Source organism: Marinomonas sp. TW1, from assembly GCF_001625355.1.
Lineage (GTDB): Bacteria > Pseudomonadota > Gammaproteobacteria > Pseudomonadales > Marinomonadaceae > Marinomonas.
Window position 1 is genome coordinate 94,861 of sequence record NZ_JSEE01000008.1, and the last position, 13,649, is coordinate 108,509.

A 13,649-nucleotide genomic window follows, 5' to 3' on the forward strand; every position below is an offset into this window, starting at 1 on the left:
TTAGGCTTTTGAGGCTTTGATGTTGTCAATAAATTGGTCGAACAAAGGCGCAACGTCATGTGGCCCTGGGCTCGCTTCTGGGTGACCTTGGAAGCTGAACGCTTTCTTATCGGTTCGACTAATTCCCTGCAAAGAGCCATCAAACAGAGACTTATGAGTCATCTCCAAGTTGGCAGGCAAGCTGTCTTCATCCACTGCAAAACCGTGGTTTTGACTAGTGATCATCACAGTACCTTGTTTGATGTCTTGAACTGGGTGGTTGGCACCGTGGTGACCAAACTTCATTTTCTTCGTCTTAGCTCCACTGGCCAGCGCCAACAATTGGTGACCAAGACAAATACCGAAGACAGGCACATCGGTTTCTAAAATCGCTTTAATTGCGGTGATTGCGTAATCACATGGCTCTGGGTCACCAGGTCCGTTTGATAGGAAAACGCCATCTGGGTTCAGAGCCAACACATCACTGGCTGGTGTTTTCGCTGGTACAACTGTCAAGCGGCAACCACGCTCAACCAGCATGCGTAGAATATTTCGTTTTACACCGAAGTCATAGGCAACAACATGAAATTCGGAGTTTTCTGGTGTGGTGTGACCTTTAACAAGATCCCAAGTAGACTCAGTCCACTGGTAAGCTTCTTGTACCGTCACTTCTTTTGCCAAATCCATTCCCTTTAGACCAGGGAAGGCACGTGCCGCTGCAATGGCTTCTTCTTCGTTGATGTTATCACCAGCCATGATACAACCAGCTTGTGCACCTTTTTCGCGAAGAATACGTGTTAATTTACGAGTATCAATATCCGCGATACCAACCACACCCTTGCGAGTTAAGTAGTCAGACAACGTCTCTTCTTTACGCCAGCTGCTGGCCATTAAAGGTAAATCACGAATAATTAAACCCGAACACCACACTTGGTTGGACTCTTCATCTTCAGAGTTAACACCTGTATTACCAATATGTGGATAGGTCAAAGTGACCATTTGTCGAGCATAGGAAGGATCAGTAAGAATTTCTTGATAACCAGTCATTGAGGTGTTGAATACCACCTCTGCGGTTGAGGAGCCATCCGCTCCGATCGACACGCCCTTAAAAATTGTGCCGTCTTCCAGAGCTAGAATCGCTGATGTTGCCAAAGGAACCTCCCGTTTAGAGCCTATCAGGTTGCAAAAAAGCGAGACGAACCGGCGGCCCATCTCGCTTTTAAGAAATTGCGTTTTTGCCGTCTATCCATCGTCAAAATGTAGATGGATCTCGCGTTCAAAAAATCTGCCTAATTTTACTCTGAACTGGCTTAACCGTCCACCTAAGAATGGGGCTGATATGGTGAAAAACAGCCTATTTTTACGGTTTTTAACTAACCCTTTGGTCAAGAATAAATATTCTTTAACACAACAGACCATCAGCGACTTTTTGTGCCTCTTCATAGCCTTTGAGATTTGCCAACAAAGTCAGTGCAAACGCCATGGAAACGGCTGGTCCTTTCGCGGTTAAAATATTGCCATCCATCACCACAGGTTCGTCCGCTAAATATTCTGCGCCGGTTAAACCCGATTCAAAACCTGGGTAACACGTCGCTTGTTTGTCCACGACAAAACCATGCGTGCCTAAGACCAATGCTGGCGATGCACAAATCGCCGCCAATAGGGCATCTTGAATATCGTGTTTTTCCAACAAATCCACCAGCATCTTACAATCACGAAGGTGCTCAGCCCCTGGCATGCCACCGGGTAAAGCGATGGCATCGAACATTTTTTCGGCGTGCTCACTCAACAGAGAGTCCGCCGTCAACTGACAACCATGCGCCAAGGTCACATCCGTTGTTTCGTGGACACTGGCAACCGTTACCTCTACACCGCCACGCCTCAGCACATCAATAATAGTAATGGCTTCAATGTCTTCGCTGCCATTGGCGACTGGTACCAATACTTGGGTCATTTTTTTATCCTCTTCCAACAGGGGTAACTAATGTATACAAGCAAGCCGCTTCACGACCCGTCTCTGTTTGATAATAGTGTTTACGGCGCCCAACTAACTCAAAACCCAGAGCCTCATACAAATGCATCGCCGCCAAGTTTGATTCCCGAACTTCTAATAAAAATTCCGCAACGCCTTGTTGGTTCAAACTGTCTAGCCAATGCCCCACCAGTTGCTTAGCGATCCCTTGTCGACGCACACTGGAATCCACCAAAATCAGCTCCAGCTCAGATTGATCCACACATCTAGAGGCGGTCAGCCAAGCAAGGATGGTGCTGGGACTTTGTGCTTGGCACATCACCCAATTTATGCGAACTTCCAAAGCATCAGCCACTAAGGTGGGGCCCCAAGGATGAGGGTTTGAATGTTTGTCCAAGTGTTCGAGACCTAATACATCAGATTCAACAGCTGGACGAATCATATAGGTAGAATTCATAGATAGACGCCACATTTCATTGTATTAATGGGACGAAAAGAAACTCGTTTGCATGCTATTCCAAGCTTCCTTCCGTAACTCAGGAATTCGATGTAACTCAGATAAACTCACAATCCTAGCCGTTGGATAGGATTTTAAAGGACTGCTGTTCGGTAAATCGTCCATTAACTGGGCAATTTTACTGCCCGCTAACACCAACTTAGCCTCAGGTAAAAAGTCTTGAGTCCAACGCTGGACTGAGGATTCCAACGCGCCAATCAACCAATCGGTTCGATTTAAAAAGTGCGGATTTTTCAATGTGCCCGGCCAAGTAAATGCATAGCGCTGCCAGTTTTCAACAGGGTCTTTTAATAAGGCTTGCGCCATTTTCAACGCCAACTGATCCACTTCTTCTTGCTGCGAAAATACCGCCGGCACATCACTCAAAATTAACAACTTACTCGACAAGGCATACGCTCTAAGCTCAATCGACGATACCTGGGTCAAATGAATGTCCGTCGCCACCTCGATATCGACCGCCAACTCTTCAATCGGCTGCAAGTCTTCCACAATGATTTCAGGCGCTGCATTTAACTGCTCACGCAAATTGGAAACAGACTGTTGTTTCTCTTGCGGATCTAACATCACAGGAGGCTGAGCCGCTTTGGCCGAGAAGCCGGACACCTTATCATGCTCAGAAACAGGCGACAGCGTCTCGTCTAGGGTTTTAGAGTCCGTCAACACATTGCCTTGAGCTTGCCAAGGTTGCGCAGGGAGATACACTTGCCCCACAACATCTTCCACACCATTCAGCCAAGTCACCACCCCCATTTGTGCAAGGCACTGGGTTTGAAACGCATGCTGTGACGATAATTCGCGTAAGCGATTACTCATAATAGGAATGACTCATCCGTGGCGGTGGTAAATTAGGACTATTTAGAATAACCAGAATATACGCGTTTCCTTGCTTAGATGCTACCGAACAGGCGGTTCCGCATAGTGTCGAATGGGACAAAGGTGTATAATCTTCAACGAATATCAAATCGATAGTGCCCTTTCAACCGTTTCTCTAAAAGGTAATCATCATGCATTCTTTGCTGTCCCGTTTGGCTTTAGTGGCTAGCTTATTTATCGCCAGTGCAAGTCAAGCTGCTGCTCTCCCCGATCTTCAAGGCCGTACTATTCTAGCCGTTACCGAAAACGCCTATACACCGCTGAATTTTGTCGATGCCAACACAGGGCAAGGCATAGGCTGGGAATACGATGCCATGAATGAGATAGGAAAACGCTTGAACGCGAATATTGAGTGGCATTTAAGCAGCTGGGACGCCATGATCCAAGCCGTGAAACAAGGTCAATACGACATCGGCATGGATGGCATTACCATTAATGCCGAACGAGCTCAGCAAATTAATTTCTCCATTCCCTACATGACCTCACAACAGTTCATGTTAGTCAGAGCGGACGAAGATCGATTTAGCGATGCCAAAAGTTTTGCTGCTAATGACGACCTACACTTTGGAGCACAAGCTGGCACCACGAACTTCTATGTGGCCGTATACGATGTGTTAGATGGTAATGAAGACAACCCTCGCATCACTTTATTAGAAACGTTTGGGGCTTCCGTTCAAGCCTTGAAATCCGGTGACGTTGACAGTGTCCTAATGGATGCCACATCGGCACGCGGATACATAGGCGCTAACCCTGGCGCGTTTAAAATTGTCGGCGGCCCACTCGGCACAGAAGATTTCGGTTTTATTTTCACACCTGGATCGGACCTAGTCGAGCCGGTGAATGCGGCAATTCGAAGCATGAAGACAGATGGCACTTTAGATGCATTAAACAAGAAATGGTTTTTCGACTATAACCAATAATCCACCTGTTATCGTTTAAGCGACTATGACGCCGCCGTAACATGACCAACACCTCACCAATCATCGGCTAAAACCCTTTGTCGGTGAGGTTTTATTATGATCAACAACTGAAATATGATGCCCCTTAAAAAGACCTTAGATCGCACTCCTTGGTGGCTTATTGCTACTATTATCATAGGCATAGTCTTGCTCTGGAACATGGTGGCAAACCACAGCTATCAAAAGATCGCAGGCGCATTAAGTAACGGATTATTGACCACCATTGGCGTCACCTTAGTCGCTTTCCTATTAGCCAGCGCCATAGGCTTGCTCATCGCCCTAGCCGGTTTTTCGAAATGGCGTATTCTGCGAGAGTTCGCTCGTTTTTATGTGGAAATTTTTCGTGGCATTCCGGTATTGGTATTGCTGTTTTACATCGCCTTTGTTGGCGCAAGCGAAATGGTCCACCTCTACAATTGGCTATTACAATGGCCCATTGAAGCTGGCTGGTTGGAAACCGCTAGAACGCGTGATTTCAATATGCTCTGGCGCGCTATTATAGCGTTATCCATCAGTTACAGTGCCTTTATTGCGGAAGTCTTTCGTGCCGGTATTCAAGAGGTCAGCAAAGGCCAAATTGAAGCCGCACAGTCTCTTGGTTTATCCAGCTGGATGCGATTTCGCCTAATCATCTTGCCACAAGCCATGCGCAAGATATTGCCGCCATTAGGCAATGACTTTGTCGCCATGATCAAAGACTCTGCCTTGGTGTCCGTACTAGGTGTTCAAGACATCACTCAGCTCGCTAAGGTCTATAGCTCATCTACTTTTCAGTTCTTTGAGACCTATAACGTCGTCGCTTTCATGTACTTAACCCTGACCCTCAGTTTATCCCTCTTAATTCGAGCTTTTGAAGCCCACCTGAGGCGCAACGATCATCATTAAACCATGGAAACCGCTCGCAAAGATGCAAACACTCTCATACGGCCCTATTCAGATAAGCAGGCGAACCATCTTGTTTATGTCATTGCTCAGAATGCTTCACTAAAAAAGACACCACATTTTTAATCAATGCTTTTTTATCTTCGAAGCTCATATTATTAGCTGCGGGAGAATCGGCTCTCTTGCGGTCTTTTAACGTGGATAATTTTCTTATTTTAGCTTGGGCGGAAGCCTCTTCATCAATCGCGTGACACGCCAACTCAATATTACGCTCGGCCAAACGTTTACTAATCACTTTTCTGGGATCACTCATTTCGCCATCCACAGCAATATCAACATAAAGAGAGTGACTCTTCATATTATGTGCTTGATGTGGCAATACCGTCATACTCCCAGCCATTTTAATAAAATCGCCTTGCCCTTCTAACAGCGCCGCTAAAATGGAATTTTCGGTGATCTCTTGTTTAAGTTTTAATTGATGATCTTGTAATCTCTTCATCGTCATTTTCCAATCCACGTCTATTCCCGATGCCATCCTAAGCGCCGTGGCATACAAAATCTTGCTCATCACAATTTCTTCCCTGGCAATATGAGAAAGCGTGTAAGAACGAGCAAAGGCTTTATGCTCAAACAAAACTTCAGACTCTTTTAATAACGCCTTAGCATTTACGATGAGAGCCAGCATATATTCATCAATTTGATTAAGGTTGAATGACATAAGCTCTCCCAAAGTTTTACTTTCCAATCACGGCATACACGGCCATTCTTTCTAAATATTAGTAGAAACAGCTAAGTTTTCCGCCATTTTGACTATTTTTTAAACACCCCGATACAACACAAGCCAGCCGTAAACTGAATCTTTATCCACTAAAGACCTCGTTATTCATTGATCTTAAAAAGGCTTTAGAACGTCCACACAAACAAGTTCAAGATAAGAGGCATGTTGGTAAAACAAAAAAAGCCAACTCCATGAGTTGGCCATTTTCGCCTTTTAAGGTCATTCATTAACGAAATTTTGGAATAATCTCAGCACCGTATTTGGCAATAATGTCTTCTTCGTCGCCGCTGTCTAGATAGATGTTGAACTGCGTGGTTCCCGCCGCTTCAAGATCTTTGATCTTAGCGATGTGATCTTCTGGTGTACCTAATACACAGAAGCTTTTCACGATATCTTCGGTGATGAAATCTAAGAATGGGTTGTCGCTTTGACCATGTTTCGAGTAATCGTAGCCACGACGTTTTTCGATGTAATCCGTTAAGCTTTTTGGCACTAAGCCTGAATCGCTGCCGTATTTCTCAACAATATCTGCCACATGGTTACCCACCATAGCAGGGAACCATTTGGTGTGTTCAATGCAGTAGTCCATGTCACCAAAGTAAGCGGGAGCGGCAGCTTGAACTTTAAAGTTAGACATATCACGCCCCGCTTCATTACCCGCTGCAATGGCCTGATCTTTAAACCATTTCACCAAGTCTGGATCACCAATCTGCAGGATCAAACCATCTCCTACTTGCCCTGCGGTTGCTAAGGCTTTTGGCCCATAAGCACCAATCCAAACAGGCAATTCATAACCTGTCGCCCAAGGCAATTTGACCGGCTCTGGGCATTCGCCGTATTCCACTTCTTCCCCTCGGACCATGGCTTTAACTTTCGTGGTAAATTCCGCCAAACGAGCCAATGTGGCCGGTTTTTTTCCCATCACCCGCATGGATGAATCACCACGTCCTAAACCGATATCAAAACGCCCATTACTTTGATGCGCTAAGCTGGCGTATAAGCTAGCAGACAAAGACCAATCACGAATATTAGGGTTGGTCACACAAGGGCCAAATCGCATGTTTGTCGTGTGTTCCATACACATGGCCATGGCGACAAATGATTCACGCCATAAAATGTGAGAATCGTAAAACCAACAGTAAGTAAAACCGGCTTCCTCAGCCTGACGTACCAAACTGCGTGCCCGATCTGGGCTGACAAAGCCTTTAAAGGTGATGCCGAATTCCATAGTAAGTTCCTCTTGTGATCATTTTTAGTATGAGTTTTTTGTAAGATAAAACCTTAATGCGCCTGCTCTGGTGGGCAAATGCGCACCCCTGCATGGGAAAAAGGCACATCCTTTGAAATGTTCAGACGAATCAGAATGGGCGTTAACGCCTCGATGCATCGAGCGCTCTCAGCCAATCCTGCGTTATAGGCTTGCGTGCCCATGGTTTGGCATAATTGAATCACCCGCTTCTTCGCGGCCAAATCATTGCCACAGACTAGAATGTCGCAATTAATGGGACGCGATAAATCGTTTAGCGTAATGGCAGACACATTATGCAGCGCACCGACCACCGGTATGTCATCGCCTAACAAGGCTTGCGCAGCTTCCGTCACCGAACCTTCAACCGGCATCTCTACGGCTTTTGGGTTGCCCGGTGCCAGAGGCACAACAATGTCCACTAGGGTTTTGCCGATTAATGACGAAGCCAATGCTGTTAAGGTCTCATCATGCCCCGCATACGGCACAGATAGAATCACCAAATCATCAGCCGTTTCAGTGGCTTTTACCATATCGGCGCCGGTTATCTGAGCGGTTACGCCCAGCCCATTGAGCTGTTCCGTTAATTCAATGGCGGTCTGTTGAGCTTTGCTGGCGTCTCTCGACCCAAGCACAATATGCACACCAGCCTGGGCTAAACGCAGGGCTAATCCCTTACCTTGTGGACCGGTGCCACCTAAAATAGCGACTGTGTTTTTTTCACTCATCTAAATAAATCCTCGTTATGTGAACGGATAAGGTCTCGACTTGAGCTCTGTGTTTTTGGCCAATTTAAGCCTCGAAAAAGAATCACTGGAGACTTAGCACTTTTTTCCATCAAAAGACCGGACGCAGCCGCCAGCTCGTCGGCAAACGCCGGAGCGGTAACACTCAACGGACGACCAAAAGCATCGACTTCTCCCAACATAGACATGACCCCAGGAACATTGGCTAAACCAATTGCCACATTGGTTTGACCTAAGCGCCAAGGGCGACCAAAGGTATCGCTGATCACCACGCCTAACTCACATTGAAAATGTGCTTCCAAACGTTGGCATAATACGGTCGCACTTTTATCTGGATCTTCAGGTAATAAAATCAGCTGATCAGGTTGATCCGCATTGGATTCATCCACAGCGGCATTGGCACAGATATAGCCTTTTTTATGTTCTGCAATCAGCACGCCTTCTTGCTGATCTGGTCGTTTCATTGCTCGAACGATACGATTCGACTGAGATAAGATGACTTCTACTTTGCGTGGGTCTTTATTCACGGTTTTCGCCAGTTCAATGGCGTCATTACTGGGCGTTACATCAGATAGATAGACACAAGCCCCTTCTGTTTTGGATACCACCTTATGTGCAATCACCAGAATATCGCCCTGCTGCAAGCTTTGATTTTGTGTCGATAAGGTATCAATAATGCTCTGCGCCAGATCATCACCTGCTTGGTAATCCGGTAACCCCATCAAACGAGACATGCTCATAGAATCAGGCATATCGGGCCTCCTTAACGGGAGCAATGAGTGACTTATGCCAAAACTGGAAACGTTCGGGTTGACGACGTGACGCCAGCGACAAATCTTCCTTTTGATCAATGTCCAACGACAGGTGGGTCAAATGCAGACTTCGACAACTGAGTTGTTGCATTTGTGCATTGGTTTGATGAGCTACCGCAGAGTGACAACCGTACTCAAATTCAATGGCATCCGGCGGAGAAGTGAATAAGGCATTGGTACCACCATCTTTGGCCACAGCAATGACCACATGGGCTTCTAACCCTGCGTTTAACAAGGCCTGAATCTCAGATTTTTCCAGCATGGCAATGTCACTCGGGATGATCAACTGACCATCGTAGCCAGACTGCTTCACCCAATCACAGGCAAACCGTAAGGCCCCATTCAAGCCCTTTTCACCGTCATCAAATAAGCTGTTGGCTTGGTAATCTTGCGCCAACCGAAGGACATCCAATGACTCACTTACCACCAACATGTCCAACTCAGGAAAATGGCGCTGGAAAAACTGCAATGTCGTTTCAAACAAGCTTAGAGACAAGCTCTCGCGTGCCTCCGCAGGCAAGTTCGACGACAAACGCTGCTTCCCTTTAGCAGGTGATTTCATCGGAATCACCACACAAAGATTGTTCACTTTTGGTTTCATCAAGCGGCCCTCTTTGCCTGTTTATCTAATGCAAAAGCCACTACTTGATCGAGCAAACTCACTTTGTCATCACGTTCTTTCATCAAGCTTGGCGTTACTAAGACATCCACGCCTTGCGCAAGCAGCCAATCCGCTTCTTGTGCATCTTGCGGGTCAATCACCATGCCATCTAAAAAGCCCTGATAAGAATCGTAAATGCCTTTTGAATCGACACTCTTCCCTTCGCTTGCCAGCATTTTGTCTGCGGGACCTTTAACCGTTTTTCCTCCGATCAAGGGCGACACCGCCACAACATAGGCATCACTGTCGATAACCGCTTGACGAATATCGGGAATAGACAGAATCGCTCCGATGCTAACCACAGGGTTACTGGGGGCAATAACAATGACATCACTGGCGGATAATTGAGCTAAGGCCGCGGCATTGGGGGTCGCTTGATCCGCCCCTTGATAAGCCACTTCAATCACCTCCGGCAGACAGTGCTCGCGAACAAAGAATTCTTGGAAAGACAACCAACCAGCGGGTGTCTTAACACGAGTCTGCAACGTATCGTCTGTTGGTAATAAAATCGGCAGATTCACCCCATGTCGCGTTGCGAGCCTTTGCGTAATGTCACTCATGCTGACGCCTTGCTTTCTTAGCTGAGAGCGGTAAATATGCGTCGCCAGATCCAAATCCCCCAAGGTCATCCAAGTATCTTGGCCCAACGCCGCAAGCTCTTTTAAGGTTTGGTGGCTTTCGCCTTTGCGTCCCCAACCTTGCTGACGATCAATTTGATCACCCAGAGAATAAATCAAAGTATCAATGTCTGGAGAGACCCAAAGACCATGAAATTCATCGTCATCGGCGACGTTTCCAATCACTTTTACCGCTTGTGAATAGTGTCCAAATGCCAGCCCTTCTGCTGCTTTAGCGCCACCCACTCCACCAGCTAACAAGGTGATATTTAACCCAGCCATTACGCCACTCCTTGGATCGCAATACGATTCGGTTGCACTGGATCTTGGCTATAATCTCTCACCGTCTGATACTTGGTATTACGCTGAATCGCAGTTAGCCCCGCCGCTTCAATATTGGCCACCATGTCTTCTGGCATCACTTCCTGACCATGCGTCGCGCCAGCCGCACGGGAAATGCTTTCATTCATCAAGGTACCGCCCAGATCGTTGGCGCCGGAACGTAACATTTGAGCCGCAACATCCGGTCCCATTTTCACCCACGAAGCTTGGATATTGTCGATGTAGCCTTGCAACATAAGACGAGCAATGGCGTGCATTTTGAAATGTTCATCTCGAGTTGGTCCGGGACGAACCTTGTCTGGATTATCCTTATATAAACGGGTTTCATAATGGATGAAACCAAGTGGCACAAACTCAGTAAAACCGCGGGTGTCTTTTTGAATATCGCGCAGCAATTTGAGGTGATTCGCCCAATGAATCGGCTGATCCACATGACCGTACATAATCGTCGACGTCGTCGGCACACCCACTGAATGCGCAGCACGGATAATGCGCACCCACTCTTCTGTGGTCAGTTTGTTCTTGGTCAGCTGTTTACGTACTTCCGTATCCAGAATTTCTGCAGCGGTACCCGGCATAGAACCCAGGCCTAAGGCTTTTAACTCGGACAAAAACACTTCCGGCTCAAGACGGGCTTTTTTACAGCCATACCAAATCTCAAACGGTGAAAAGGCATGGATATGAATTTCTGGTACACGTTTTTTGACGGCAATGACCAAATTCCGGTAATAATCTGCGTCTATGTCTGGGTGCAAACCGCCTTGAATACAAACCTCGGTAGCGCCACGCTGCCAAGCCTCTTCAGCACGGTCTGCCACTTGCTTAACCGTTAAAAATTCCGCGTCTTTACTGCCTTTTTCCGTCGCAAAGTTACAAAAACGACAACCCATGTAACAGACATTGGTAAAATTAATATTGCGAGTCACCACAAAGCTACCGGTATTACCAACACGTCGTTCTCGCACCTGGTCGGCCGCCGCTAACACAGCTTGCGCTTCGTCACCTTCGGTTGCAAATAACACACAGGCTTCGTCGACACTCAGCTCCTCGCCCAAAATCGCTTTATTCAAAATCGTCTGAACCGCCAAATTCAGCGGGTGGGATCTAACAATCGCCTCAGGGGTCGGGGTTTCATTGATGGTATTTAGACTCATGCGACAAGTCCTCCTGTAGCACAAAGAGAGTGAGCAGATGACGAAGATGACGCCGACATGGACGCCACTCGTTGTATTAGGTTTTCAGTCAGGTATTTGCCCTGCGCTTGCTGATAGCGAGGGTAGATGGTCAGTCGCTCATGTAATGAATACCCCAAGCCTTCACAGGCTTTCGCGACACTACTGATTTGCGGCCAAGCTCTTTCAGGGTTAATGAAATCTTTGGTCAATGGAGAGATGCCCCCCCAATCATTGATGCCTGCATGAAGGTAGCTGCCATATTCTTCTTCTAAATTGGGCGGTGCCTGTAGGCTAATCTCACTCGGCAGAATGAGTCGCGCCACAGCAATGGTTCGCTTCATGTCATCCAGATCCGGTTCTTGGCAACCCGCCATTTGCGTCCCTGGCTTGGCACGAAAGTTTTGAATAATGACTTCTTGAATATGGCCGTATGCCAGATGACAGTCACGAATGGCCGCCAGACTGCGTACTCGGTCTTCCCAACTTTCCCCTATGCCAATCAAAATCCCCGTCGTAAAGGCGATGTCTAAACGGCCTGCATATTCCAGAGTATTTAAACGCCGCTTTGGCGTTTTATCCGGGCAGGCGTAATGGGCTTGGCCTTGTTTGAGTAACTCTGTTGTGACGTTTTCCAACATCATCCCCATACTCGCGGCCACGGGTTTTAGACGTTTCAATTCAGCATAAGTTAAAGCCCCTGCGTTCACATGAGGCAATAGACTGGTGTTATCAAGCACATTGGCACATTGATCATGGAGGTAGTCTAGGGTGTTGTCGTATCCCAACTCAGCCAGTTTATCGCGCGCCTTTTGATAACGCAGTTCAGGACGCTCACCCAAACTGAATAACGCCTCTTTGCAATCTAAAGCCGCGCCTTCTTGTGCGGTTTTCAATACTTGCTCAGGCGTCATATAGTTCGCGTGAATGGAATCTGGTGATTGAACAAAAGTGCAGTAGCCGCAAGTGTCTCGACACATATTCGTCAAAGGAATAAAGACTTTTTTCGAATAACTGATGGCGTTTCCCCAAGCTTGATCACGGGTATTTGCCGCCTGTTGGCAGAGTGCGTATAAGTCTGGCCCAGTCGCAAACTCATAAGATATGGCTTCGGTAACAGAGATCATATTCACTCCACTCTAGGTCAGGAAATTAACTTTTTTACCATTTGGTATAAAAATTAATAACAAGCATTTTGGTGGTAGTAAATTGTTTTTTTTAGTGCAAATTGCGCACTAAAATTGCGCCATTAAATTAAAGTTTAGTTAAACAAAAAGTTAACTAAATGGTTAAGATCATGAAAAGACGTACTTTTTTGAAGGTTTTAGGCTGACTATTTTTTCACCAGCCGAGTGGGAATGTGAAAGAAATGAAGTAAGAAAGAATTTTAATTTATTTTTTTGGCACCAAGAGCGCGCATTACAAACTCAGTGACCGCTGACTCGGCTCGCTCAAAATCATCTTCGTCTAATGATGTCTTCACCAATAACACTTCCATTTGCAGGGAAAAATCTGCATAGGTTTGTGTTGCAGCCCAGATGGTAAAAAACAAATGTTCAGCGTCAATATCAGCGATTAATCCTTTACTAATCCAAGACTTAACCAATTTAACATCACGTTCAAACTGTGGTTTTAAATGGCTCACTAGATAGTCCTTTAGCATTGGTGCACCGCTAATAATTTCATGAGCGAACACTTTCGAACCGTTCGGATAAAGGCGAGATAACTGCATTTTTTCATGGACGTAGCGACGAATAACCTGCTCTGGTGTATCGCCGTCTTTTTCAAGAAAAGACAGCTTTTCAATCCAAATATCAAGCATCTCTTTGAGCACTCGTTTATAGAGTAACTCTTTGTTTGAAAAGTAATAAATTAGATTTTGCTTGGATATTTTAGCAACCGCGGCGATGGCTTCCATAGACGATCCGTTATAGCCTTTCTCAGCAAAAACAATTTCCGCTGAGCGTAAAATTCTCGCTTCCAATTCTTGTCGATTAATAGACTGCTTCGTTTGTTTCTGTTTTTTCACTACCAAACTTTATTCCACCTTTTATTTGTCTTTAACCGCTTTTCTAAAATATCACAAATATATG

At 46.2% G+C, this 13,649-nt stretch carries 15 protein-coding genes; 2 read left to right on the top strand and 13 right to left on the bottom strand.

Annotated elements, in window-relative coordinates:
• The 4 genes from carA to OA79_RS08870 all read right to left on the bottom strand — a co-directional run bounded on the left by carA (position 1) and on the right by OA79_RS08870 (position 3,281).
• Positions 1 to 1,131 (bottom strand): glutamine-hydrolyzing carbamoyl-phosphate synthase small subunit, encoded by a 1,131-nt coding sequence (carA, locus tag OA79_RS08855; RefSeq protein ID WP_063332870.1) that lies wholly within the window; start codon positions 1,129 to 1,131, stop codon positions 1 to 3.
• A gap of 250 nt (positions 1,132 to 1,381) precedes the next feature.
• Positions 1,382 to 1,933, bottom strand: coding sequence for a DJ-1 family glyoxalase III (locus tag OA79_RS08860; protein ID WP_063332871.1), 552 nt, complete (start codon positions 1,931 to 1,933; stop codon positions 1,382 to 1,384).
• A 4-nt stretch (positions 1,934 to 1,937) separates the two neighbouring features.
• Positions 1,938 to 2,408 carry a GNAT family N-acetyltransferase gene (locus OA79_RS08865; RefSeq protein WP_063332872.1) on the bottom strand — a complete coding sequence of 157 codons (471 nt, stop codon included), beginning with the start codon at positions 2,406 to 2,408 and terminating at the stop codon, positions 1,938 to 1,940.
• A gap of 24 nt (positions 2,409 to 2,432) precedes the next feature.
• The gene (locus OA79_RS08870; protein ID WP_063332873.1) at positions 2,433 to 3,281 is read right to left on the bottom strand and encodes a hypothetical protein; all 849 of its coding nucleotides are present in this window, start codon (positions 3,279 to 3,281) and stop codon (positions 2,433 to 2,435) included.
• A 191-nt stretch (positions 3,282 to 3,472) separates the two neighbouring features.
• Between OA79_RS08870 and OA79_RS08875 the strand changes: the two genes are divergently transcribed.
• Positions 3,473 to 4,261, top strand: a complete 789-nt coding sequence (locus tag OA79_RS08875) for a transporter substrate-binding domain-containing protein (protein ID WP_063332874.1) — start codon at positions 3,473 to 3,475, stop codon at positions 4,259 to 4,261.
• Between the two features lie 114 nt (positions 4,262 to 4,375).
• Positions 4,376 to 5,185: an amino acid ABC transporter permease gene (locus OA79_RS08880; protein WP_063332875.1), complete on the top strand. Its 810-nt coding sequence runs from the start codon at positions 4,376 to 4,378 to the stop codon at positions 5,183 to 5,185.
• A gap of 79 nt (positions 5,186 to 5,264) precedes the next feature.
• On the opposite strand, the gene OA79_RS08885 is transcribed toward OA79_RS08880, so the two are convergent.
• The 9 genes from OA79_RS08885 to OA79_RS08925 all read right to left on the bottom strand — a co-directional run bounded on the left by OA79_RS08885 (position 5,265) and on the right by OA79_RS08925 (position 13,585).
• Positions 5,265 to 5,927: an AbiV family abortive infection protein gene (locus OA79_RS08885; RefSeq protein ID WP_156486241.1), complete on the bottom strand. Its 663-nt coding sequence runs from the start codon at positions 5,925 to 5,927 to the stop codon at positions 5,265 to 5,267.
• Positions 5,928 to 6,186: 259 nt separating this feature from the next.
• Positions 6,187 to 7,188, bottom strand: a complete 1,002-nt coding sequence (locus OA79_RS08890) for a TIGR03842 family LLM class F420-dependent oxidoreductase (RefSeq protein WP_063332877.1) — start codon at positions 7,186 to 7,188, stop codon at positions 6,187 to 6,189.
• Between the two features lie 53 nt (positions 7,189 to 7,241).
• Positions 7,242 to 7,934 (bottom strand): NADPH-dependent F420 reductase, encoded by a 693-nt coding sequence (npdG, locus tag OA79_RS08895; protein ID WP_063332878.1) that lies wholly within the window; start codon positions 7,932 to 7,934, stop codon positions 7,242 to 7,244.
• Positions 7,931 to 8,704, bottom strand: coding sequence for a coenzyme F420-0:L-glutamate ligase (gene cofE, locus OA79_RS08900; protein WP_063332879.1), 774 nt, complete (start codon positions 8,702 to 8,704; stop codon positions 7,931 to 7,933). Before cofE ends, npdG begins: the two co-directional genes overlap by 4 nt.
• On the bottom strand, positions 8,697 to 9,365 hold the full coding sequence (cofC, locus tag OA79_RS08905; RefSeq protein WP_063332880.1) for a 2-phospho-L-lactate guanylyltransferase: 669 nt from the start codon (positions 9,363 to 9,365) through the stop codon (positions 8,697 to 8,699). The genes cofE and cofC overlap by 8 nt, the downstream gene beginning before the upstream one ends.
• Positions 9,365 to 10,324, bottom strand: a complete 960-nt coding sequence (gene cofD / locus OA79_RS08910; RefSeq protein ID WP_063332881.1) for a 2-phospho-L-lactate transferase — start codon at positions 10,322 to 10,324, stop codon at positions 9,365 to 9,367. The genes cofC and cofD overlap by 1 nt, the downstream gene beginning before the upstream one ends.
• Positions 10,324 to 11,538: a 5-amino-6-(D-ribitylamino)uracil--L-tyrosine 4-hydroxyphenyl transferase CofH gene (gene cofH / locus OA79_RS08915; protein WP_063332882.1), complete on the bottom strand. Its 1,215-nt coding sequence runs from the start codon at positions 11,536 to 11,538 to the stop codon at positions 10,324 to 10,326. The genes cofD and cofH overlap by 1 nt, the downstream gene beginning before the upstream one ends.
• Positions 11,535 to 12,683, bottom strand: a complete 1,149-nt coding sequence (cofG, locus tag OA79_RS08920) for a 7,8-didemethyl-8-hydroxy-5-deazariboflavin synthase CofG (protein WP_156486242.1) — start codon at positions 12,681 to 12,683, stop codon at positions 11,535 to 11,537. The genes cofH and cofG overlap by 4 nt, the downstream gene beginning before the upstream one ends.
• Before the next feature lie 260 nt (positions 12,684 to 12,943).
• Entirely contained in the window at positions 12,944 to 13,585 is a 642-nt protein-coding gene (locus OA79_RS08925; RefSeq protein ID WP_231908844.1) for a TetR/AcrR family transcriptional regulator, read from the bottom strand.
• Between the last annotated feature and the right edge of the window lie 64 nt (positions 13,586 to 13,649).

What these genes read in the sequence shown, in the direction of transcription:
- OA79_RS08860 (WP_063332871.1), bottom strand. Translation starts at nt 1,933, where the DNA reads ATGACCCAAGTATTGGTACCAGTCGCCAATGGCAGCGAAGACATTGAA.
- cofG (WP_156486242.1), bottom strand. Translation starts at nt 12,683, where the DNA reads ATGATCTCTGTTACCGAAGCCATATCTTATGAGTTTGCGACTGGGCCA.
- OA79_RS08865 (WP_063332872.1), bottom strand. Translation starts at nt 2,408, where the DNA reads ATGAATTCTACCTATATGATTCGTCCAGCTGTTGAATCTGATGTATTA.
- OA79_RS08890 (WP_063332877.1), bottom strand. Translation starts at nt 7,188, where the DNA reads ATGGAATTCGGCATCACCTTTAAAGGCTTTGTCAGCCCAGATCGGGCA.
- npdG (WP_063332878.1), bottom strand. Translation starts at nt 7,934, where the DNA reads ATGAGTGAAAAAAACACAGTCGCTATTTTAGGTGGCACCGGTCCACAA.
- OA79_RS08870 (WP_063332873.1), bottom strand. Translation starts at nt 3,281, where the DNA reads ATGAGTAATCGCTTACGCGAATTATCGTCACAGCATGCGTTTCAAACC.
- OA79_RS08880 (WP_063332875.1), top strand. Translation starts at nt 4,376, where the DNA reads ATGATGCCCCTTAAAAAGACCTTAGATCGCACTCCTTGGTGGCTTATT.
- cofE (WP_063332879.1), bottom strand. Translation starts at nt 8,704, where the DNA reads ATGCCTGATTCTATGAGCATGTCTCGTTTGATGGGGTTACCGGATTAC.
- cofH (WP_063332882.1), bottom strand. Translation starts at nt 11,538, where the DNA reads ATGAGTCTAAATACCATCAATGAAACCCCGACCCCTGAGGCGATTGTT.
- OA79_RS08875 (WP_063332874.1), top strand. Translation starts at nt 3,473, where the DNA reads ATGCATTCTTTGCTGTCCCGTTTGGCTTTAGTGGCTAGCTTATTTATC.
- cofC (WP_063332880.1), bottom strand. Translation starts at nt 9,365, where the DNA reads ATGAAACCAAAAGTGAACAATCTTTGTGTGGTGATTCCGATGAAATCA.
- cofD (WP_063332881.1), bottom strand. Translation starts at nt 10,324, where the DNA reads ATGGCTGGGTTAAATATCACCTTGTTAGCTGGTGGAGTGGGTGGCGCT.